Annotated in this window: 24 protein-coding genes and 1 pseudogene; 3 read left to right on the forward strand and 22 right to left on the reverse strand. The window is 60.9% G+C overall.

Annotation, left to right across the window (positions count from 1 at the left end):
* The first annotated feature begins 65 nt into the window (after nucleotides 1-65).
* Nucleotides 66-248, forward strand: a complete 183-nt coding sequence (locus H8F24_RS17610) for a metallothionein (RefSeq protein WP_197170396.1) — start codon at nucleotides 66-68, stop codon at nucleotides 246-248.
* Nucleotides 249-391: 143 nt separating this feature from the next.
* Here H8F24_RS17610 and H8F24_RS19770 read toward each other — a convergent pair whose 3' ends face one another.
* From H8F24_RS19770 to H8F24_RS17660, 13 genes are all read right to left on the reverse strand, one after another.
* A complete protein-coding gene (locus tag H8F24_RS19770) occupies nucleotides 392-1,036 on the reverse strand; it encodes an ATP-dependent RecD-like DNA helicase (RefSeq protein WP_231597945.1) in 645 nt (214 codons plus the stop codon).
* A complete protein-coding gene (locus H8F24_RS19775) occupies nucleotides 927-2,120 on the reverse strand; it encodes an AAA family ATPase (RefSeq protein ID WP_231597946.1) in 1,194 nt (397 codons plus the stop codon). Before H8F24_RS19775 ends, H8F24_RS19770 begins: the two co-directional genes overlap by 110 nt.
* Before the next feature lie 36 nt (nucleotides 2,121-2,156).
* Entirely contained in the window at nucleotides 2,157-3,029 is an 873-nt protein-coding gene (locus H8F24_RS17620; RefSeq protein WP_231598222.1) for an IS3 family transposase, read from the reverse strand.
* Between the two features lie 10 nt (nucleotides 3,030-3,039).
* Entirely contained in the window at nucleotides 3,040-3,327 is a 288-nt protein-coding gene (locus tag H8F24_RS19780; RefSeq protein ID WP_231597691.1) for a transposase, read from the reverse strand.
* A gap of 34 nt (nucleotides 3,328-3,361) precedes the next feature.
* On the reverse strand, nucleotides 3,362-3,640 hold the full coding sequence (locus tag H8F24_RS17625) for a transposase (RefSeq protein WP_231597947.1): 279 nt from the start codon (nucleotides 3,638-3,640) through the stop codon (nucleotides 3,362-3,364).
* 34 nt (nucleotides 3,641-3,674) lie between these two features.
* The gene (locus H8F24_RS17630) at nucleotides 3,675-3,881 is read right to left on the reverse strand and encodes a hypothetical protein (RefSeq protein WP_197170397.1); all 207 of its coding nucleotides are present in this window, start codon (nucleotides 3,879-3,881) and stop codon (nucleotides 3,675-3,677) included.
* A gap of 206 nt (nucleotides 3,882-4,087) precedes the next feature.
* Entirely contained in the window at nucleotides 4,088-5,146 is a 1,059-nt protein-coding gene (locus tag H8F24_RS17635; RefSeq protein ID WP_231597781.1) for an IS3 family transposase, read from the reverse strand.
* On the reverse strand, nucleotides 5,143-5,652 hold the full coding sequence (locus H8F24_RS19785; RefSeq protein ID WP_197157219.1) for a transposase: 510 nt from the start codon (nucleotides 5,650-5,652) through the stop codon (nucleotides 5,143-5,145). The genes H8F24_RS17635 and H8F24_RS19785 overlap by 4 nt, the downstream gene beginning before the upstream one ends.
* A 99-nt stretch (nucleotides 5,653-5,751) precedes the next feature.
* A complete protein-coding gene (locus H8F24_RS17640) occupies nucleotides 5,752-7,095 on the reverse strand; it encodes an IS110 family transposase (RefSeq protein WP_231597948.1) in 1,344 nt (447 codons plus the stop codon).
* Nucleotides 7,096-7,297: 202 nt separating this feature from the next.
* Entirely contained in the window at nucleotides 7,298-7,819 is a 522-nt protein-coding gene (locus H8F24_RS20305) for a reverse transcriptase domain-containing protein (protein ID WP_197170398.1), read from the reverse strand.
* 511 nt (nucleotides 7,820-8,330) lie between these two features.
* Nucleotides 8,331-8,630: a transposase gene (locus tag H8F24_RS17650; RefSeq protein ID WP_197170399.1), complete on the reverse strand. Its 300-nt coding sequence runs from the start codon at nucleotides 8,628-8,630 to the stop codon at nucleotides 8,331-8,333.
* 158 nt (nucleotides 8,631-8,788) lie between these two features.
* Complete coding sequence (locus tag H8F24_RS17655) at nucleotides 8,789-9,580, reverse strand: transposase (protein ID WP_197170400.1); 792 nt, start codon at nucleotides 9,578-9,580, stop codon at nucleotides 8,789-8,791.
* Nucleotides 9,581-9,681: 101 nt separating this feature from the next.
* A complete protein-coding gene (locus H8F24_RS17660; RefSeq protein WP_197170082.1) occupies nucleotides 9,682-11,196 on the reverse strand; it encodes an IS66 family transposase in 1,515 nt (504 codons plus the stop codon).
* A gap of 206 nt (nucleotides 11,197-11,402) precedes the next feature.
* On the opposite strand from H8F24_RS17660, the pseudogene H8F24_RS19790 reads away from it, so the two are divergent.
* Nucleotides 11,403-11,702, forward strand: a pseudogene (locus H8F24_RS19790) (transposase); the annotation flags it as partial.
* 85 nt (nucleotides 11,703-11,787) lie between these two features.
* On the opposite strand, the gene H8F24_RS17670 reads toward H8F24_RS19790, so the two are convergent.
* Nucleotides 11,788-13,281: an IS66 family transposase gene (locus H8F24_RS17670; protein WP_197154297.1), complete on the reverse strand. Its 1,494-nt coding sequence runs from the start codon at nucleotides 13,279-13,281 to the stop codon at nucleotides 11,788-11,790.
* A 76-nt stretch (nucleotides 13,282-13,357) separates the two neighbouring features.
* Here H8F24_RS17670 and H8F24_RS17675 point away from each other — a divergent pair, with 76 nt between their 5' ends.
* Nucleotides 13,358-14,656: a transposase gene (locus H8F24_RS17675; RefSeq protein ID WP_197170402.1), complete on the forward strand. Its 1,299-nt coding sequence runs from the start codon at nucleotides 13,358-13,360 to the stop codon at nucleotides 14,654-14,656.
* On the opposite strand, the gene H8F24_RS17680 is transcribed toward H8F24_RS17675, so the two are convergent.
* From H8F24_RS17680 to H8F24_RS17705, 8 genes are all read right to left on the reverse strand, one after another.
* On the reverse strand, nucleotides 14,590-15,177 hold the full coding sequence (locus H8F24_RS17680; protein ID WP_197170403.1) for an IS66 family transposase zinc-finger binding domain-containing protein: 588 nt from the start codon (nucleotides 15,175-15,177) through the stop codon (nucleotides 14,590-14,592). The two genes, H8F24_RS17675 and H8F24_RS17680, sit on opposite strands and share 67 nt — an antisense overlap.
* Before the next feature lie 247 nt (nucleotides 15,178-15,424).
* On the reverse strand, nucleotides 15,425-16,297 hold the full coding sequence (locus tag H8F24_RS17685; RefSeq protein ID WP_231598222.1) for an IS3 family transposase: 873 nt from the start codon (nucleotides 16,295-16,297) through the stop codon (nucleotides 15,425-15,427).
* Nucleotides 16,298-16,307: 10 nt separating this feature from the next.
* The gene (locus tag H8F24_RS19795; RefSeq protein WP_231597691.1) at nucleotides 16,308-16,595 is read right to left on the reverse strand and encodes a transposase; all 288 of its coding nucleotides are present in this window, start codon (nucleotides 16,593-16,595) and stop codon (nucleotides 16,308-16,310) included.
* Nucleotides 16,596-16,629: 34 nt separating this feature from the next.
* Nucleotides 16,630-16,908: a transposase gene (locus tag H8F24_RS17690; RefSeq protein WP_231597949.1), complete on the reverse strand. Its 279-nt coding sequence runs from the start codon at nucleotides 16,906-16,908 to the stop codon at nucleotides 16,630-16,632.
* A gap of 206 nt (nucleotides 16,909-17,114) precedes the next feature.
* Nucleotides 17,115-17,882, reverse strand: coding sequence for an IS21-like element helper ATPase IstB (gene istB, locus H8F24_RS17695; RefSeq protein WP_231598236.1), 768 nt, complete (start codon nucleotides 17,880-17,882; stop codon nucleotides 17,115-17,117).
* The gene (gene istA, locus H8F24_RS19800; protein ID WP_197169867.1) at nucleotides 17,797-19,392 is read right to left on the reverse strand and encodes an IS21 family transposase; all 1,596 of its coding nucleotides are present in this window, start codon (nucleotides 19,390-19,392) and stop codon (nucleotides 17,797-17,799) included. Before istA ends, istB begins: the two co-directional genes overlap by 86 nt.
* A gap of 30 nt (nucleotides 19,393-19,422) precedes the next feature.
* Nucleotides 19,423-19,695, reverse strand: a complete 273-nt coding sequence (locus H8F24_RS17700) for a DUF6444 domain-containing protein (protein WP_197170404.1) — start codon at nucleotides 19,693-19,695, stop codon at nucleotides 19,423-19,425.
* A gap of 207 nt (nucleotides 19,696-19,902) precedes the next feature.
* Nucleotides 19,903-21,453, reverse strand: coding sequence for an IS5 family transposase (locus H8F24_RS17705; protein WP_197170305.1), 1,551 nt, complete (start codon nucleotides 21,451-21,453; stop codon nucleotides 19,903-19,905).
* Nucleotides 21,454-21,591 lie beyond the last annotated feature (138 nt).

Here is a 21,591-nt window from a genome sequence, read left to right on the forward strand (position 1 = left end):
GGCATGCCGTTCCCTCCCGGCGAAGGCAGCAGACTGGGTTCATCGGTACGGAGCAATGAGAGGCCATGACCACGACCCTGGAGAAACCCGCCACGCTGCAGTGCGCCTGCCCGGGCTGCCACTGCACGGTGCAAGAGGACAGCCCGTTCCGCAACGGCGCCCTGCTGTTCTGCAGCGAGGTCTGCGCCAAAGGGCACCCCAACGGTGAGCCTTGCCACGCCGGCTGTGGCTGTGAATGCCATGGCTGAATCGGCTCCACCCTCTGCGGGGCCGATTCCCCTGGGGCTGCCGCTCATTGGAGCCACTCAGCGAGCTTGGTGTAACGCCTGCGGCCCAGGTGGTTCTTCACGGCCATCGCCAGCGCTTTCTTCTGGCCCACCAGCACCACCAGCTACTTGCCTCTGGTGATGCCGGTGTACACCAGATTGCGTTGCAGCATCGCGTAGTGCTGGGTGAGCAGAGGGATCACCACGGCGGGGTATTCGCTGCCCTGGCTCTTGTGGATCGTGCAGGCGTAGGCGGGCACCAGGTTGTCGAGTTCCCCCCAGCCATAGGTCACCTCGCGGCCGTCAAATCGCACCGTCAGTTCACTGGCATCGGCGTCGATCGTTTCCACCGTGCCCACATCGCCGTTGAACACCTCCTTCTCGTAGTCGTTGGCCACCTGCATCACCTTGTCGGCCGCGGCAAAGCGCCAGCCGAAACGCTCCACCTGCTCTGTGGGATCGGGGTTGAGCAGTTGCTGCAGCTCGATGTTGAGCGACCTTGACCCGCAACCACCGCGCGCCATCGGACACAGCACCTGCACCTGGGCGATCGGATCGAGGCCAAAGCGGGCCGGGATGCGCTCACCCACCACCTTGAGGATCAGGGCCACCGCCTGCTCGGGTGTCTCGGCGGGAAGGAAATAGAAGTCGGTGGTGGCCTCAGCCGGCGGCGGTCGCAGATCGGGGATGGTGCCGGCATTGATGGCGTGGGCGGTGGTGATGATGCGGCTGGAGGCCGCCTGGCGGAACACCTCCGTAAGCCGCGCCACTGTTGATCAGATCAGCCAGCACCTGGCCGGGCCCCACCGAGGGCAGCTGGTCCACATCGCCCACCAACAGCAATCCCGCCTCCGGTGGGAGGGCCTCCAGCAGGGAGGCCATCAGGGGCACATCCACCATCGAGGTTTCATCCACCACCAGCAGATCGCACTCCAGTGGCAGTTCGGCGTTGCGCTTGAACCCGAAGGCCGCCGGGTCGAACTCAAGCAGCCGGTGGATCGTCTTGGCTTCCAGCCCGGTGGTTTCGCCCATCCGCTTGGCGGCCCGGCCGGTGGGGGCGCAGAGCAGGATGCGCAGCTTCTTGGCGGCCAGGATGCGCAGGATGGCGTTGATCAAGGTGGTCTTGCCTACCCCAGGGCCGCCGGTGATCACCAGCACCTTGCTGGAGAGGGCCTGCTCGACCGCCTGCTGCTGGCTAGCGGCCAGCTCCAGGCCCAGGCGTTGCTCCACCCAGGGAACAGCCTTGGCCACGTCGATCGCTCCCCAGGGCGGTGTGCCCACCGCCAGCGCCTGAAGGGACGTCGCGATGCGGCGTTCATCGCGGTGCAGGTTCGACAGGAAGATCGCCGGCTCAGCGCCCAGGGTGTCGGCCACCACGGAGCCCTCGCTCAGCTCCAGATCCAGGGCGCTCTCGATCAGGCCGCTTTCCAGGGGCACCCGGGAGGTGGCGCCGGTCTCATCGAGGGGTCCACTGGGCCGCTCCACCGCCAGCAGCTCACCGGCCAGTTGGAGCAGCTCGGCGCTGGGCAGGCCGCAGTGGCCATCTCCGCTGGCCTCCAGCAGCGCGTAGCTGATGCCGGCGCGCAGGCGGATCATCGCCTCGGGCTTGATGCCCAGCCGCGCGGCGATCGCATCGGCAGTGCGGAAGCCGATGCCGCGGATGTCGCGGGCCAGGCGGTAAGGGTTCTCCGCCATCACCTGCACGGCGCCGTTCCCGTACGTCTTGAAGATCCGAACTGCCCGTGCGGTGCCGATGCCATGGCTGTGCAGGAACACCATGATTTCGCGCACCACCTTCTGATCGGCCCAGGCCTGGGCGATGCGGCCGGCCCGCACCTGGCCGATGCCGGGCACCTCCCGCAGGCGCTCGGGGGCTGAGGTGGGTGCCTTTTATTGGACAGTTCCGGCCCCTGACATCGTTAACCCAGGACGGGTGGAACATGGTTCGGCCTCAGTGTAGACCGCGTGGGGAGTTTTGCCTCCAAGGGAACTGTGAGGTCTTACATGGCAATACCGCCACAGGAAGCGGGCCAGGCTGATTTCAGCGTCCCAGCCATCGCTGTATGCCCGTAGGTAGACCTCCTCGTACTTGACAGTCCTCCACAGCCGTTCAACAAGGATGTTGTCGTAGCACCGCTTTCTGCCGGACCAGCTGATCTGGATCCGCTCCCCTTTGAGTCTGGCCACAAAGTCAGCGGACGTGAACTGACAGCCTTGATCGGAGTGGAAGATCTCTGGCCTACGGCCGCCTCCCAAGGCCATCTCCAGGGCCTCCAGACAGAACTTCGTGTCAAGGCTGTTGGAGAGCCTCCAGCTGAGCACATGCCTGGAATGGAGATCCATGATCGCCACCAGATAGAGGAACCCTTTCTGCAGAGGGATGTAGGTGATGTCGGTCGCCCAGACCTGATCCACCGACGTGACCTGCGTGAGGTCCACCAGGCAGGGGAACCGCACGGACGGATCACCTGGAACCGTCGTCCGGGGCTTCTGGTAGATCGCCCGTAATCCCATGCGCCGCATGAGGTTTCGCACTCGATCTCGGCTGATCGGGATACCATCTTGGGCCAGATAGTCCACCATCCGGCGGCTGCCGCTGCAGGGATCCTCCAGGTAGAGAGCATCGATCCTGGCCATGATCCGCAGCGTCGATACACGGACCGGTGTCGGCCGGTAGTACAGCGTGGATCGAGGCAGCCCCAGCAGCGCACACTGCCTGCTGATGCTGAGCTCGGGGTGGTCGTGATCGACCAGCTTGCGCAGTTCACGGGCATCAGAGCAGTTGAGACTTTTTTTTGAGCCACTCCAGCTCCATCTGCAGCCGTCCGATCTGCTGGAACAGCTCCGCCTCCTTGGCCTGCCCCTCCTCCTTGTCCTTGGTCTTCTTGCCTCGGGTGAAGAGCTCGCTGGCACCGTCCAGGAGCTGCCGCTTCCACTGGCTCACCTGGATCGGGTGGATGGCGTGGTCGGCGGCGATCTCCTGGATCGTCTTGCGGCCACTGATCGCCTCCATGGCGACCCTGGCCTTGAACTCGGGGCTGTGGGTGCGGCGCTTGCTCATCGGTGGGAGCCCCTTTCAGGGGCGGTACCCCGCCTCAGAGGTTAACGATGGGGCCTGTCCAGAAAAGCCAGACCACCTCAATCTGCTGGAACAGCTCCGCCTCCTTGGCCTGCCCCTCCTCCTTGTCCTTGGTCTTCTTGCCTCGGGTGAAGAGCTCGCTGGCACCGTCCAGGAGCTGCCGCTTCCACTGGCTCACCTGGATCGGGTGGATGGCGTGGTCGGCGGCGATCTCCTGGATCGTCTTGCGGCCACTGATCGCCTCCATGGCGACCCTGGCCTTGAACTCGGGGCTGTGGGCGCGGCGCTTGCTCATCGGTGGGAGCCCCTTTCAGGGGCGGTACCCCGCCTCAGAGGTTAACGATGGGGCCTGTCCAGAAAAGCCAGACCACCTCACCGCAGGCCTTGGCCTGTAGTTCTCCATTGGGCAGTTGAACAGGTGCTTCAAGCCAACGCCGCAGATAAAGCAGCACCCAGCGCTCTTGGATGTGAGCCTGGAGAGCCTTGAACAAGAGATCATGATCGATCGAGTCGAAAAATCCGGCGCCTATCAGCAAAGATGTCCGCTCAGGGTACTGATCTGAGTACCTCAGAAAGCCTACTCCGGATGGAGGATCATGGGCTTCGAGATCGGATGTTGATCGTCATCGCGCGTTGATCAGGAGCGCAGGCTTGAGCGGCCGGCCCCCGGTCGGAGGCTGAGGCCGGCCCGCCTCTTGCGGGCGGTCCAACCACAACCCCCTGGGGCCTGGGTTTCTGATCTTCAAGCAGCGACAGTGTCCTGCGGTCTGGGATGGTTGACCCGCACGACTGTTGGCTGAGCCCAATCGCGAGGTGGCCTGGCCCAGCGGCGTGGATGTTGCGCACGCGCCTGCTCATAGGTCTGCTGACGGACTCTGCAGATCGCGTCAGCTTCTCCGTAGTGACGTTGATTGGGCGTCACATACTTGATGCCGCTGTGACGATGCTCAGCGTTGTACCAGTCAACAAAACCATCGACCCAGGCACGCACTGAGAGAAGATCCCGGAAACGACGCACTGGATAGCTCTGGTGATATTTCATGGTTCGGAACCATGACTCAACGTAGGCGTTGTCATTGCTCACCCGCGGCCGCGAGAATGACAGGGAGATGCCGAGCTCGGCCAGCTTGGCGGCCAAGGTGTAGGAGCGCATGGGTGCTCCGTTATCGGCGTGCAGGATCGTGGTCGACCCCGAGCTGATCCCTTCATCACGGCAGACACGATCAAAGAAGTGCTTGGCCAGTTCGCCGCATTCACGATCGTGCACCTCAACGCCAAGGATGCGCCGGCTCCACACATCCATCACCATATAAAGGTAGTAGAATTGACCCTTCACAGGCCCCGGCAACAGGGTGATATCCCAGGCCAGCACTTGATGGATGCCCGTTGCCTCCAGCACGGGTGGCTCTCTTGGCTCCCGCGGTGGGCGGCTCCTGCCGCGATGATTTAACAGGCCTTCCTGGCGCATGATGCGGTAAATCGTTGACTCCGATCCCACGTAGACTCCCTCCTCGGCAAGGATCGCCACGATCTGACCAGGCGTGAGATCGGCAAAGCGTGGATCGTTGACAGTGGACAACACCTGTTGGCGCTCCTCCTCGCTGAAACGATGCATGACATGCCTGGACGCTCCCTTGCGTTGATCGCAGCTGAATCCCTGGGTCCGAATCATCAAGCCCCATCGCCTCAGCGTGCGTGTCGCCAGGCCGAAAAGATCAGCAATGGCCTTGGCCGAAAGGCCACGACTGATGCCTTCCTGTAGAAGCGCGACGATCGCACCGCGATCGCCAGACGGAATCAAGGATCCTCGTCCGGTTGAAAGATCTGGTTGAACTTTTTTGAGAGCATCAACAACGTCGCCGCTTCTGTCAGTGCTTTTTCTTTCTTCTGCAATTCACGCTCCAGCTGGCGATTCCGCCGGACCAGTTCCTGATTCTTGCGTTGCAGTTCCCGCTGATCAGCCATGCTCGGCGCGCTGGGGCCATTGGCATCCTCGGCGGCCTGGCGCCAACGGGCAACCTGCTTGGGGTACAGCCCCCGCTCCCTGCAGAACGACCCGAGCTCGCTTCCGTTCAGTCCTGCGGCCTGGATCACGGCTGCCAGCTTGTCGGCAGCGCTCCACTGCTCCGGCGGCCGGTTCGTGGCAGGCACCAGCTGGCCCTGCTTCTGCCACTGGCTCCGCCAGTTGTAGATGGTCTGCGCCGTGATCCCGGTGTCGCGGGCGATCTCAGCCACGCTCTCAAGGTTCGGAGGGCTCATCCGCAGGCGGACGGCTTCCCGCAGAGCGGCGTCATAGGGCGGTTGCATAGTCGTCGGTTGGGCCCCCAGGTGGACGGGTCAAACCGAGCGGACTTCTTCCTAAGAAACACCAACGGCCAACAGGGATCTCGGCTGACTGACCACACCTCAAGCAGAGGCAACAAGTTGAAAACCAAGGGCAATGGCGCGTCGCTGGAGACCACGAATCTGACGATCCCTTGATTCCTCCTGATATGCGGCAGCACCGGGATCCTGATATACCAAACCATCACGGAGCGTCTTGTAGTAAAGAATGGCAAGCTTTCGGGCAGTAGCAATTAATGCTTTACTCTTTCCGGCACGTGCTGCCAGACGACGTTGAAAAGCACCCAGTGCAGTATTCGTTCTTCCCAGCGGTACGGCAGCCATCCAAAAGGCACTACCTGCTCGCGTAGTGCCCTGTCGTGTTCGTGAAGAAAGTACCTTTCCCCCTGAGATCCTGTTCTGAGGACTGAGTCCCAGCCATGACACAAAATGCTGGGCACTGGGCCAGCGCTTCATGTCCAACCCACACTCACTAATGAGCGTGAGAACTGTTGTTGGTCCTAATCCCGGAAGCCTTAGAAGATTGTGGCCTGACAAGGCTTGAATTAGGTGGGTTGGGTTAAATGCAAAGCCATGTCCGCATATCTTCCAATCCCCAGGTTGACTGCCTGGATCTTGATAGTCCGAGCCGGCAAGCTCTGTCATCAATGATTGTGCCGCAAGCTCGCAGGCCCTGATCTTCTCTGAATAGGTGTCAAAGAGCTCAACTGCGATCTTCAAAGAGAACAAGTGATCGTCTTGGTAGTTCCCCTCAAGAGCAGCCGCAATTGTTGCCGCGCTCTCCTTGCAGCGTCTGTCTCGGAGAGAAGCGAGTCTTTCGGGGTCCCTCTCACCTGAAAGTATGGCATCGATGATTCGCCTACCGGTTAGTCCGCTGATATCTCTGACAACATGATGAAGCTGAAGATTCATAAGCATCAGCGCCTTCTGGATGTGTTTCTGATGAGACGAGCGGTATCGAACAAGTTGATCACGCTGCCGCAGATATGAGCGTAGTTCTGTGATTTTTTGGTCTGGACGAAAGCTTGCTCTCACCAGGCCGTAGCTGTGGAGCTGCTGAAGCCATTGTGCATCGTTGATATCCGTCTTGCGGCCCGGAACATTCTTGGCGTGCCTGGCATTAACAAGAAAGACGTCAATGCCTTTGCCAGAGAGAATCTCGTAAAGCGGAACCCAGTAGATTCCAGTGGACTCCATGGCAGTGGTGCTAATTCCAACTGCCAGCAGCCATTCGGCGAGTGCGATTAGATCCTTTGTGAAGCTTGAAAACTTGCGGACGGGATTCGGATCAAGCTCGACAGGAACAGCAACAACGTGGAATCTACTGCCGACATCAATTCCAGCGGAACGAGGGTTAATGACTTTCAGACGAGCTCGGCGCTTGCCTGCTGAAATTGGTTCTCCCATGGCTTAAGGACTCACTAGGTGATCGGGAGGGCATCAGGCAGGATTCGCGCACTAAAATCAGCAAATTCCTAATCGGGATCGGCCGACTAACTCATTGGTCAGTCGAGCCGTCGCCAGGGCAGGGAGCGCAATTCGAATCCCAGGCCACGTTTGCTTTCGGGGTCAGGCCTCCAAAGATGTCATCGGCCATGGCCCGATGTCCTCATGACCAGAGTGGCAAGGGCGCTCTGGCTTGGCCGTGGGTGTTTCGGGCGCGAGGGCGTACGCGCGTACTGGTTCGTTTGCTGACACTGGGGGATCCCTTGATATCAAGGTCCAATACCCAGTCTCGTTGCCAGCAACGCTTGCGACACAATTCCACGGCTTGATGAGCAGATCGACCGGGTCGATATCCAAATGAATCCGAATCAAAGATTGGCTCCAATCTGGGTTCGATGATCTGTCTGACCACCATCTGTGCGATGCGATCGGAAACTGTTGGAATGCTCAGTGGCCTCATGCCTCCCCCTTTGGACTTAGGAATCTCTACACGGCGGACCGGAGGCGGGAAGTAACTCCCTGATGCCAAACGATTCCAGATCCTGTAGAGGTTGTTCTTTAAGTCCTTGGAGAAGTCATCGAGGCTCTGACCATCCACGCCAGCAGCCTTTCCGTTCCTGGAGATAGCCTGATAGGCTTGCCACACCATCTTCTTGGTAATTGGCAAAGGCTTGTCTGTGTTCATCTGATTCCTCCCAGGCAACCTGGTTGATCTAATTTATCAGACTGGATGACGCAGTTCCTTCGCTCCAAGGCGATTACAGCCTCTTCATCGCTACTACGAACTGCTCCGCCCCTGACAAGGTCATTGGTATTCAGACTCATGATTGTAGCCACTTGATCTTTTCCCTTGGCATCCCATGTCAGGTTCCCACGTTCCGTATCGAGGCCTGTGATGAGCTCGTGCCGTCTATACACCGGCTGCCATGTGGTCCGTATACAGGTGTCGCCCACACTGATCCGAGCTGTACATGCCTCAGCTCGTTTTGACAGCAACTGGAACGCATTTCGATGTGTCATCGACGGTTCGCTTGCGCTCACCTTCTCATCACTCACCTGACGGATCAACTCCGCCTTTTCCCCATCGCTCACCACCACGGCTTTTGACCGCAACAGCATGGGGTGGTTTGAAGCCAGCCCCTGCAGGCAGACATCGGGAGGCCACACTCCCATCCTCGATACAGTTACGACATAGTTCATGAAGAATCTATGCCTCGTGGCACACGCACATAGGCGTTCTCTATGATCTGATGGACTGTCTCTTCGTCGGTGAGCCTTAACTTCTGTTTAATGTAGAGAGCACCAAAGGCAATTCTCACTGATTTGGCTGGAGCGCCAATTGTGGCGCTGAATTGAGGGGCATAGGTTTCTTCCAGTTCATCCCATGGGATCAGCCCCTCCAGTTGAACCCAGCGATTCTCGGGATCAAGTGTGCCGCCAAATGGCAGGTGGAACTCCTTGATTGAGATCTGACCGTTATTGTGCCTCCTGTACATATGGAGCGATCAGGAGTAAAGGCAATCACGGATTGCCCGATTCACGGCCACTCTAGCGGTGTATCCGTTCAGGGGCCGTGACGCAGCCGCGCAGCATTCACCGCCCTTGATCGCTGATCACCAAGCGACCACAGACACCACGATCGATGACGGCCGGCTCAGGGATTCGGCAACATTGATGGCATCTCACCGCCGCGATGATGGGCGATCAAGGCCTGCTCCAGGAACTGCCAGATATCACGGCCCTGTTGCCGCAGGCTGGTGGTGACCGTGAGCAACCTGCTGCGGCAGATTGCACCCTGGCGGGATTGGACGCCATGGCTGATCTTGCGCTGAATCACCGAATGGCGCAGGGCACGCTCGGCTGCGTTGTTGGTGGGCTCGATCCCTTCAATCTCCAGGAAGGTCCAGAGGCCATCGCTCACTTGCAGCAACTGATGGCAGGTACGCACCGTCTTGGCCCACGGCGTTCGCTCGCCGCGCTGGCAGCCCAGCTCCACAACCCGCTGCAGCGTGCCCACAAACGCCTGGCGGATCGGCCGACAGCCCTGCTGCAACGTGGACCAGTCGATCGTTCCGTCTTTGTAGCGGTGCCACTGGGCAAACAGCTGCTGCTGCAGGCCCAGCAGCTCCGCTCCAATCTCACCGCTGGCGCCCTGACGGTCAGCGATGGCAGTGAGATCGCGGATCACGTGCGCCCAGCACAGCTGGCGCTGCTCCAGCGGGAGATGGTTGTAGGCGGAGAAGCGATCGCTCACCACAATTCCGCCAAAGGCATTCCCGAGCAGGTCGATCGCGGCGGCAGCCGAGCGGCTCAGGCTCTGCAAGAACACTGTCACCCCCATGGCGGTCACCATGACCCACTCCCAGCCGCGCCGGCCATCGGGGTTGCCCCCATCGGCATTACCGGTGGGGGCACCGGTTTCATCGACATAGGGACTCCTGAACAATCCAGGTATCCGTTCAGGGGCCGTGACGCAGCAGCGCAGCATTCCACCCCTGATCGTTGATCAACGAGCAACCACAGACACCACGATCGATGACGGCCGGCTCAGGGATTCGGCAACAGCGATGGCATCTCACCGCCGCGATGATGGGCGATCAAGGCCTGCTCCAGGAACTGCCAGATATCACGGCCCTGTTGCCGCAGGCTGGTGGTGACCGTGAGCAGCCTGCTGCGGCAGATCGCACCCTGGCGGGATTGGACGCCATGGCTGATCTTGCGCTGAATCACCGAATGGCGCAGGGCACGCTCGGCTGCGTTGTTGGTGGGCTCGATCCCTTCAATCTCCAGGAAGGTCCAGAGGCCATCGCTCACTTGCAGCAACTGATGGCAGGTACGCACCGTCTTGGCCCACGGCGTTCGCTCGCCGCGCTGGCAGCCCAGCTCCACAACCCGCTGCAGCGTGCCCACAAACGCCTGGCGGATCGGCCGACAGCCCTGCTGCAACGTGGACCAGTCGATCGTTCCGTCTTTGTAGCGGTGCCACTGGGCAAACAGCTGCTGCTGCAGGCCCAGCAGCTCCGCTCCAATCTCACCGCTGGCGCCCTGACGGTCAGCGATGGCAGTGAGATCGCGGATCACGTGCGCCCAGCACAGCTGGCGCTGCTCCAGCGGGAGATGGTTGTAGGCGGAGAAGCGATCGCTCACCACAATTCCGCCAAAGGCATTCCCGAGCAGGTCGATCGCGGCGGCAGCCGAGCGGCTCAGGCTCTGCAAGAACACTGTCACCCCCATGGCGGTCACCATGACCCACTCCCAGCCGCGCCGGCCATCGGGGTTGCCCCCATCGGCATTACCGGTGGGGGCACCGGTTTCATCGACATAGACCACCGACTGCTGACGGGCAAACGCAAGGGCCTCCTGCATGGGCTGCTCCAGTGCTGCACTCAAGCGCTGGCGGATAGTGGCCATCGCTCCCCGGCTGATCTGTACCCCCAGCAGCTGATCCAGCAGCGCCTGGGTCTTGCTGAAACTCAACGGGAAGGCACTACCCAGCAGACCCACCAGAGCACTGAGCCGGGGACCGTAATGGCTTACTTCCACCTCCGCCGGTAACGAGGCACAGGTGCTGGTGGTACAGCAGGGGCAGACCAGGCGGTGCAGCCGGTGCTCGATCACCAGAGGCGTGATCGGTGGAATCTCGATCACCTGGTGCCTCAAGGGCTCGGGATCCTGACCCTGTAGCAACGTGCCGCAGCGGCGGCAGGCCTGGGGGTGGTGCTCGACCACCTCATCCACCCGCTCGATCGGCAGCAGCTCCGGCCCAGATCCGGGATGGCCCGGCTGGCCGCCGCGCTTGCGGCCACTGCCCTTGCGTCGTTCGGGCGGCTTAAACCCCTGGCCATCACTGGAGGGAGGCTTGGAAGAATTGCGGGAGCTGCGGCCGATCCGCTCGCGCAGATGGGCCAGTTCGGTCGCCAGGGCGGTGAGCTGGATGCGGAGCTGCTCGATCTCCTGTTGCTGCCTCTGGCACTGACTGACCAGCTCAAGAAATCCAGCCTTCACTCCCACCGGGGTGGCGGCCCAATCGGCTTCTGAAATCCCGGCCGGTGGGGTGGTCATCGCAAGGAGTCTCTTACTGAGATGCAACCAGGAATCAAGCCACCGTCAAGGGTTCAGCAAGCCCGATGTTCGTTGCGAGCTGTCCCGACTCCTGAACGGGTACCAATCCAGATCCATTGCGCCGCAGCTGGTCTCAAGCATGAGAAACCGCTAAAGTGGCCGTGAATCAGGCAATCCGTGATTGCCTTTACTCCTGATCGTTCCATATGTACCGGAGGCACAATAACGGTCAGATCTCAATCAAGGAGTTCCACCTGCCATTTGGCGGCACACTTGATCCCGAGAATCGCTGGGTTCAACTGGAGGGGCTGATCCCATGGGATGAGCTGGAAGAAACCTATGCCCCTCAATTCAGCGCCACAATTGGCGCTCCAGCCAAATCAGTGAGAATGGCCTTTGGTGCTCTCTACATCAAACAGAAGTTAGGGCTCACCGACGAAGAGACAGTCCATCAGATCAGAGAGAACGCCTATATTCAGTTCTTTCTCGGCTTGTATCCGTTCAGGGGCCGTGACGCAGCCGCGCAGCATTCACCGCCCTTGATCGCTGATCACCAAGCGACCACAGACACCACGATCGATGACGGCCGGCTCAGGGATTCGGCAACAGCGATGGCATCTCACCGCCGCGATGATGGGCGATCAAGGCCTGCTCCAGGAACTGCCAGATATCACGGCCCTGTTGCCGCAGGCTGGTGGTGACCGTGAGCAACCTGCTGCGGCAGATTGCACCCTGGCGGGATTGGACGCCATGGCTGATCTTGCGCTGAATCACCGAATGGCGCAGGGCACGCTCGGCTGCGTTGTTGGTGGGCTCGATCCCTTCAATCTCCAGGAAGGTCCAGAGGCCATCGCTCACTTGCAGCAACTGATGGCAGGTACGCACCGTCTTGGCCCACGGCGTTCGCTCGCCGCGCTGGCAGCCCAGCTCCACAACCCGCTGCAGCGTGCCCACAAACGCCTGGCGGATCGGCCGACAGCCCTGCTGCAACGTGGACCAGTCGATCGTTCCGTCTTTGTAGCGGTGCCACTGGGCAAACAGCTGCTGCTGCAGGCCCAGCAGCTCCGCTCCAATCTCACCGCTGGCGCCCTGACGGTCAGCGATGGCAGTGAGATCGCGGATCACGTGCGCCCAGCACAGCTGGCGCTGCTCCAGCGGGAGATGGTTGTAGGCGGAGAAGCGATCGCTCACCACAATTCCGCCAAAGGCATTCCCGAGCAGGTCGATCGCGGCGGCAGCCGAGCGGCTCAGGCTCTGCAAGAACACTGTCACCCCCATGGCGGTCACCATGACCCACTCCCAGCCGCGCCGGCCATCGGGGTTGCCCCCATCGGCATTACCGGTGGGGGCACCGGTTTCATCGACATAGACCACCGACTGCTGACGGGCAAACGCAAGGGCCTCCTGCATGGGCTGCTCCAGTGCTGCACTCAAGCGCTGGCGGATAGTGGCCATCGCTCCCCGGCTGATCTGTACCCCCAGCAGCTGATCCAGCAGCGCCTGGGTCTTGCTGAAACTCAACGGGAAGGCACTACCCAGCAGACCCACCAGAGCACTGAGCCGGGGACCGTAATGGCTTACTTCCACCTCCGCCGGTAACGAGGCACAGGTGCTGGTGGAACAGCAGGGGCAGACCAGGCGGTGCAGCCGGTGCTCGATCACCAGAGGCGTGATCGGTGGAATCTCGATCACCTGGTGCCTCAAGGGCTCGGGATCCTGACCCTGTAGCAACGTGCCGCAGCGGCGGCAGGCCTGGGGGTGGTGCTCGACCACCTCATCCACCCGCTCGATCGGCAGCAGCTCCGGCCCAGATCCGGGATGGCCCGGCTGGCCGCCGCGCTTGCGGCCACTGCCCTTGCGTCGTTCGGGCGGCCTAAACCCCTGGCCATCACTGGAGGGAGGCTTGGAAGAATTGCGGGAGCTGCGGCCGATCCGCTCGCGCAGATGGGCCAGTTCGGTCGCCAGGGCGGTGAGCTGGACGCGGAGCTGCACCATCTCCTCCTGTTGAGCCAGAATGAACTCCCTGGCACCAGCTGGCCACGACAACCAGTCCACCTCGGAAATGCCAGCAGGAGGGGCGCCCATCTCAAGCAGTCTCTGCCTGAGATGCAAACGGGAATCAGGACGCCGTCAAGGGTTCAGCAGAGACGATGTTCGCCGCGTGCTGTCCCGACCCCTGAATGCTTACCTCGGCTTTGCGGGCTACACAGCTAAGGCACCGTTTGATGCCTCGATGATGGTGCACTTTCGCAAGCGTTTTTCTGACGAGGATCTGCGCCGTATCAACGAGCTGGTGGTGCAGCGCGGCAAAGAGATCCTTCTGGAAGCACTTGCTCAGGCAGCAGACGATGACGACCATGATGATCGTGATTCCAGTGGAGGAGGCGCTCAGCTAGAACTTGATGCGTTGATCAAGCCTGCTGACTGGCCAGAAGGAAAGAATTGGGGCACTCTCACGATTGATGCCAGTTGCACTCCAGCCGACATCACCTATCCCAGAGACCTCAAGCTCCTCAACGAGGCTCGCACAACGACCGAGCGAGTCATTGATGATCTGTGCAGTCAGTCATCGGGATTCAGGAGACATCGACCTCGCTACGACCGTGGCCTTGCTCGTGCTCATTTCCTGAGAGTGGCGAAGCAAAAACGACCACGTCGCCGCAAAGTGAAGGCTGCCATTAAACATCAGCTTGGCTATGTGCGGCAGAATCTCAAGGCCATTGATGCTCTGATCGGCTGCGGGGCAAGGCTTTCCGAGCTTAAGAGGCATTGGTGGCAGAAGTTGTTGGCCTGCAGCGAGTTGGAGCGGCAACAGGGCCTTCTGCTCGCCTCTCAGACCAACAGCATTCCAGACCGCCTGGTGAATCTTGTGCAGACCCATATCCGCCCAATGGTGCGAGGCAAAGCACGTGCTGCGGTGGAGTTTGGAGCCAAAATCAGTGTTTCGGTTCAAAACGGCTTTCCGTTCTTGCACCGCATAAGCTGGAACCCCTACAACGAAGGAGAAGACCTTATCGCTCAGGCGGAAAAATACAAGCTGGATACAGGATCTTACCCAGAGCGAATCTGCGCCGACCGGATTTATATCACGGCCAAGAATAGGCATTTCTGCACGAGGAACGGTATTCGCCTCTCCGGCAAGCGATTGGGTCGCCCGCCCAAGGATCCTGATGTCACCACTGCACACAAGCACCAGCTCCGATCTGATCAAGCTCGACGCAATGAAGTGGAAGGCGTCTTTGGCTCTGGAAAGCGCAAGTATTCCCTGGATCTGATCATGGCTCGTCTACCAGCTGGTGCCGAATCCTCCATCTCGATGGCCTTTGTCGTGATGTGCGCGGAAAAGGTCTTGAGGCTGCTGCGCCTCTTTTTTGTCCTTCTTTTTGGGTGGATCTACAGCTTTTTTATGGCCTGGTCAGCGATCAGAGCGCCTGAGGGCATCTGCAAGCCATGCTTTTGAGATCTGGCCGACTTGATGTCACCGCGCTTGCCAGCCTGATTAACGCGAAGCAAACGGACGAATCCGGCGCCGATGGGCCGAGAATCTTTTTCAGGAGTCCCGACATAGACCACCGACTGCTGACGGGCAAACGCAAGGGCCTCCTGCATGGGCTGCTCCAGTGCTGCACTCAAGCGCTGGCGGATAGTGGCCATCGCTCCCCGGCTGATCTGTACCCCCAGCAGCTGATCCAGCAGCGCCTGGGTCTTGCTGAAACTCAACGGGAAGGCACTACCCAGCAGACCCACCAGAGCACTGAGCCGGGGACCGTAATGGCTTACTTCCACCTCCGCCGGTAACGAGGCACAGGTGCTGGTGGAACAGCAGGGGCAGACCAGGCGGTGCAGCCGGTGCTCGATCACCAGAGGCGTGATCGGTGGAATCTCGATCACCTGGTGCCTCAAGGGCTCGGGATCCTGACCCTGTAGCAACGTGCCGCAGCGGCGGCAGGCCTGGGGGTGGTGCTCGACCACCTCATCCACCCGCTCGATCGGCAGCAGCTCCGGCCCAGATCCGGGATGGCCCGGCTGGCCGCCGCGCTTGCGGCCACTGCCCTTGCGTCGTTCGGGCGGCCTAAACCCCTGTGTCCCGTGTCAATCAGGTTGATGGCTTGTGCCAATCAGGTTGACCGGTGAGCCGGTTGAATTTTGCTGCGGCACCAGGCCTGAAATCCTGATGGGGCCTCGATCGTGCCCATGGCTGTCGTGGCGCGTCTGAGGTGGGTGCCTTTTATTGGACAGTTCCGGCCCCTGACATCGTTAACCCAGGACGGGTGGAACATGGTTCGGCCTCAGTGTAGACCGCGTGGGGAGTTTTGCCTCCAAGGGAACTGTGAGGTCTTACATGGCAATACCGCCACAGGAAGCGGGCCAGGCTGATTTCAGCGTCCCAGCCATCGCTGTATGCCCGTAGGTAGACCTCCTCGTACTTGACAGTCCTCCACAGCCGTTCAACAAGGATGTTGTCGTAGCACCGCTTTCTGCCGGACCAGCTGATCTGGATCCGCTCCCCTTTGAGTCTGGCCACAAAGTCAGCGGACGTGAACTGACAGCCTTGATCGGAGTGGAAGATCTCTGGCCTACGGCCGCCTCCCAAGGCCATCTCCAGGGCCTCCAGACAGAACTTCGTGTCAAGGCTGTTGGAGAGCCTCCAGCTGAGCACATGCCTGGAATGGAGATCCATGATCGCCACCAGATAGAGGAACCCTTTCTGCAGAGGGATGTAGGTGATGTCGGTCGCCCAGACCTGATCCACCGACGTGACCTGCGTGAGGTCCACCAGGCAGGGGAACCGCACGGACGGATCACCTGGAACCGTCGTCCGGGGCTTCTGGTAGATCGCCCGTAATCCCATGCGCCGCATGAGGTTTCGCACTCGATCTCGGCTGATCGGGATACCATCTTGGGCCAGATAGTCCACCATCCGGCGGCTGCCGCTGCAGGGATCCTCCAGGTAGAGAGCATCGATCCTGGCCATGATCCGCAGCGTCGATACACGGACCGGTGTCGGCCGGTAGTACAGCGTGGATCGAGGCAGCCCCAGCAGCGCACACTGCCTGCTGATGCTGAGCTCGGGGTGGTCGTGATCGACCAGCTTGCGCAGTTCACGGGCATCAGAGCAGTTGAGACTTTTTTTTGAGCCACTCCAGCTCCATCTGCAGCCGTCCGATCTGCTGGAACAGCTCCGCCTCCTTGGCCTGCCCCTCCTCCTTGTCCTTGGTCTTCTTGCCTCGGGTGAAGAGCTCGCTGGCACCGTCCAGGAGCTGCCGCTTCCACTGGCTCACCTGGATCGGGTGGATGGCGTGGTCGGCGGCGATCTCCTGGATCGTCTTGCGGCCACTGATCGCCTCCATGGCGACCCTGGCCTTGAACTCGGGGCTGTGGGTGCGGCGCTTGCTCATCGGTGGGAGCCCCTTTCAGGGGCGGTACCCCGCCTCAGAGGTTAACGATGGGGCCTGTCCAGAAAAGCCAGACCACCTCAATCTGCTGGAACAGCTCCGCCTCCTTGGCCTGCCCCTCCTCCTTGTCCTTGGTCTTCTTGCCTCGGGTGAAGAGCTCGCTGGCACCGTCCAGGAGCTGCCGCTTCCACTGGCTCACCTGGATCGGGTGGATGGCGTGGTCGGCGGCGATCTCCTGGATCGTCTTGCGGCCACTGATCGCCTCCATGGCGACCCTGGCCTTGAACTCGGGGCTGTGGGTGCGGCGCTTGCTCATCGGTGGGAGCCCCTTTCAGGGGCGGTACCCCGCCTCAGAGGTTAACGATGGGGCCTGTCCAGAAAAGCCAGACCACCTCAGTCAATCAAGTTGTGGTTCTGGCCTCAATCTCATGGCGAGAGGGCCAGTTTTCGTGTCGCCGCCTTGGTTTTGCCGGGCTGGGCCGGTGTTGCCGTTGATCGTGGCGGCCATGACGTCCGCGTCAATTACGTTGGCGGGTTGCTGGAATCCTTGGAAACCCTTGCGGCAGCTGCCTTCTGCCGGTAGCTCTCGCCCTTGATCCCGATGATGTGGCAGTGGTGCACCAACCGGTCCACCGCGGCCACGGTCATCGATCCGCTCGGGAAGATGTCGTCCCACTCCCGGAACGGCTGGTTGCTGGTCACCAGCAGGGATTTCCGCTCGTAGCGGTGGCAGATCAGCTCAAACAGCACCGAGGTCTCCAGTTCGCTGCGGCGCACGTAGGAGATGTCGTCGATCACCAGCAGGGCATAGCGATCGAGCTTCTGGAGCATCGCCGGCAGGTCGTAGGCCGCCTTGGCCTTCTGCAGCAGCTGCACCAGCGTGGTGGCCGGGAAGAAGCGGCAGGCCTGGTCCTGCGCCGCCATCGCCATCGTGATGGCAATGGCCAGGTGGGTCTTGCCCACACCGCTGGGACCAAACAGCAGCAGGTTCTCCGCCTGCAGGAGCCAGGTGGTCTGCCGCGTCAGGCCTTGGAGCTCCTGCCAGTGGTGGGGCTCGAGGTGCTGGTGGTCAAAGCCATCGAGACCTTTCTGCCACGGGAGATGGGCACCGCGCAGCAGGCGTTGCTGGCGGGCAATCTGCCGTTGTTCCAGTTCCTGCTCACAGAGGGCGTAGAGGAACTGGCCCGGGCTCCAGCCCTGGGCATCAGCCTGATCGGCCAGCGGCTGCCAGTGACTGCGGAAGCGCGCCAGTTTCAGCTGTTTGAGCAGGAGCGGCAGCGCCGCTTCCACCGCCGCAGAGCGCGGGCATGGGGACGAGGTGGTCATAGGTAGCCAGCAGGTGTTGGGGGATGGCGGGATCGGGGAGGCTCTGGCAACGGGGAGGAACGCGGAATCGCTGCTGCAGAGCCGACAGCGAAAGGGTCTGGCGGCGTTGGGCCTGCTCCAGGAAGGCGAGCACCAGCGCATAGGAGGCCACCCGCACCGCCACATACAGGGCCTCGACCATCAGCCGGGCAGCGGCGTCACGGTCACCGCCGACCAGGAGTTGCTGCCAGAAGTCCCACCAGCGGGAATCAGGGAAGAGGTAGCGCTGGTAGCGGCAATGGAGCAGGGCCCGGGGCTTGGCCCGCAGGGCATCGATCAGGTGCTCCAGATCGATGCACCAGGCCCGCTTGCCACCAGAGGCGCCATAGAGGCGGGGGAGCTGGCAGACCCAGTCGCTGCCCAGGAACACCACCAGCCGGTCGTGGTGCAGCCGCACCATGACCTGGCGGCCGATCAGGGTGGGCGGCACTGAGTAGATCACCTGCCGCACCTCGATCGTGCTGGTGCTGCGCACCCGCACTGTGAGCAGCTCGTAGTCGGCAAAGCGGAAGGCCGGCAGGGGCCCCAGGTGCTCCAGCTCCTGCTCGTAACGCTGCTGCCGGGGGGCGTTGAGGGCACAGAACACCTCAGCGAGCAGCTGGGCGTATTCGGCGGGCTCCTCGAAATCGCAGCTGCCCCGCAGGATCAGCTTCTGCTCCAGCCGACGTTTCACATGGCCATGGGGAGCCTCGATGATGCCGTTCTCGTGAGCCACGCCGCGGTTATTGCGGCTGGCACTGAGGCCGTAGTGGGCGCAGAGCGCCTGGTGGCGGGGGGTGATGTCGAGGGCGTAGCTGCCATCCCGATTGCGGCTGGCGGCCGACAGTCGATCGGTGCGCAGCTCCTTGGGCACCCCACCGCAGGCGGCCAGGGCGTTCTGCAGCCCTTCTGAAAGGGCGACAAAGCTCTCGCCACCATGGATGAGTTGCCCATAAGCCCAGCCGCTCCAGGCCAGGCGGTAGTGGAACAGCAGGTGGGGAAATGGTTCGCCGCGCAGGGTGATCGCCACCCGTTTCAGCCGGGTGAAATCGCAGAAGCCGATCTCTCCAGGCTGGTAGGCCAGCGGGAACATCACCTCCGGCGCTGGACCGTGCAAGGCCTTCCACTGCTGCACCCGCCGCTGCAGGGTGCGTTTGAGCGAACTCCAGTCTTGATCTGGCTTCTGCTCCTGCAGGTGCTCCAGCAGGGTGGTGGGCGTCAGGGCTGGATGGCGCTCCAGAAGCGGCAGCAACAGGGGCTCCCAGACCTCAGCCAATGGATCGGGCCGCCGCCGGCCACGGGGCTTGGCGGCTTTGGGTTGGAGGCGGCCAGCATCAATGCGGTGGGCACTGCTCACCGAAATGCCCGCCGCTGCGGCAGCCACCTCCTGGCGGCTGCCGGCTCGTCGTTTGGACATGTACAGCGCAATCTGTTGAGCGGTGAGGGGAGCAGGCATGAGCCGGTGCCCTGCGCATGGCAACCGGATTCAGCAGAGCCCCTCAGGAGCGGTCAACCTGTTTGGCGCGCCCCTCAACCAGATTGTCGCCGGATACCCCTGGCCATCACTGGAGGGAGGCTTGGAAGAATTGCGGGAGCTGCGGCCGATCCGCTCGCGCAGATGGGCCAGTTCGGTCGCCAGGGCGGTGAGCTGGACGCGGAGCTGCACCATCTCCTCCTGTTGAGCCAGGATGAACTCCCTGGCACCAGCTGGCCACGACAACCAGTCCACCTCGGAAATGCCAGCAGGAGGGGCGCCCATCTCAAGCAGTCTCTGCCTGAGATGCAAACGGGAATCAGGACGCCGTCAAGGGTTCAGCAGAGACGATGTTCGCCGCGTGCTGTCCCGACCCCTGAATGCTTACCTAGGGACTCCTGAAAAAGATTCTCGGCCCATCGGCGCCGGATTCGTCCGTTTGCTTCGCGTTAATCAGGCTGGCAAGCGCGGTGACATCAAGTCGGCCAGATCTCAAAAGCATGGCTTGCAGATGCCCTCAGGCGCTCTGATCGCTGACCAGGCCATAAAAAAGCTGTAGATCCACCCAAAAAGAAGGACAAAAAAGAGGCGCAGCAGCCTCAAGACCTTTTCCGCGCACATCACGACAAAGGCCATCGAGATGGAGGATTCGGCACCAGCTGGTAGACGAGCCATGATCAGATCCAGGGAATACTTGCGCTTTCCAGAGCCAAAGACGCCTTCCACTTCATTGCGTCGAGCTTGATCAGATCGGAGCTGGTGCTTGTGTGCAGTGGTGACATCAGGATCCTTGGGCGGGCGACCCAATCGCTTGCCGGAGAGGCGAATACCGTTCCTCGTGCAGAAATGCCTATTCTTGGCCGTGATATAAATCCGGTCGGCGCAGATTCGCTCTGGGTAAGATCCTGTATCCAGCTTGTATTTTTCCGCCTGAGCGATAAGGTCTTCTCCTTCGTTGTAGGGGTTCCAGCTTGTGCGGTGCAAGAACGGAAAGCCGTTTTGAACCGAAACACTGATTTTGGCTCCAAACTCCACCGCAGCACGTGCTTTGCCTCGCACCATTGGGCGGATATGGGTCTGCACAAGATTCACCAGGCGGTCTGGAATGCTGTTGGTCTGAGAGGCGAGCAGAAGGCCCTGTTGCCGCTCCAACTCGCTGCAGGCCAACAACTTCTGCCACCAATGCCTCTTAAGCTCGGAAAGCCTTGCCCCGCAGCCGATCAGAGCATCAATGGCCTTGAGATTCTGCCGCACATAGCCAAGCTGATGTTTAATGGCAGCCTTCACTTTGCGGCGACGTGGTCGTTTTTGCTTCGCCACTCTCAGGAAATGAGCACGAGCAAGGCCACGGTCGTAGCGAGGTCGATGTCTCCTGAATCCCGATGACTGACTGCACAGATCATCAATGACTCGCTCGGTCGTTGTGCGAGCCTCGTTGAGGAGCTTGAGGTCTCTGGGATAGGTGATGTCGGCTGGAGTGCAACTGGCATCAATCGTGAGAGTGCCCCAATTCTTTCCTTCTGGCCAGTCAGCAGGCTTGATCAACGCATCAAGTTCTAGCTGAGCGCCTCCTCCACTGGAATCACGATCATCATGGTCGTCATCGTCTGCTGCCTGAGCAAGTGCTTCCAGAAGGATCTCTTTGCCGCGCTGCACCACCAGCTCGTTGATACGGCGCAGATCCTCGTCAGAAAAACGCTTGCGAAAGTGCACCATCATCGAGGCATCAAACGGTGCCTTAGCTGTGTAGCCCGCAAAGCCGAGAAAGAACTGAATATAGGCGTTCTCTCTGATCTGATGGACTGTCTCTTCGTCGGTGAGCCCTAACTTCTGTTTGATGTAGAGAGCACCAAAGGCCATTCTCACTGATTTGGCTGGAGCGCCAATTGTGGCGCTGAATTGAGGGGCATAGGTTTCTTCCAGCTCATCCCATGGGATCAGCCCCTCCAGTTGAACCCAGCGATTCTCGGGATCAAGTGTGCCGCCAAATGGCAGGTGGAACTCCTTGATTGAGATCTGACCGTTATTGTGCCTCCGGTACATATGGAACGATCAGGAGTAAAGGCAATCACGGATTGCCTGATTCACGGCCACTTTAGCGGTTTCTCATGCTTGAGACCAGCTGCGGCGCAATGGATCTGGATTTTTCAGGAGTCCCTACCTAGGGACTCCTGAAAAAGA

The sequence above is a fragment of the Synechococcus sp. CBW1002 genome (assembly GCF_015840915.1).
Taxonomy (GTDB): domain Bacteria; phylum Cyanobacteriota; class Cyanobacteriia; order PCC-6307; family Cyanobiaceae; genus CBW1002.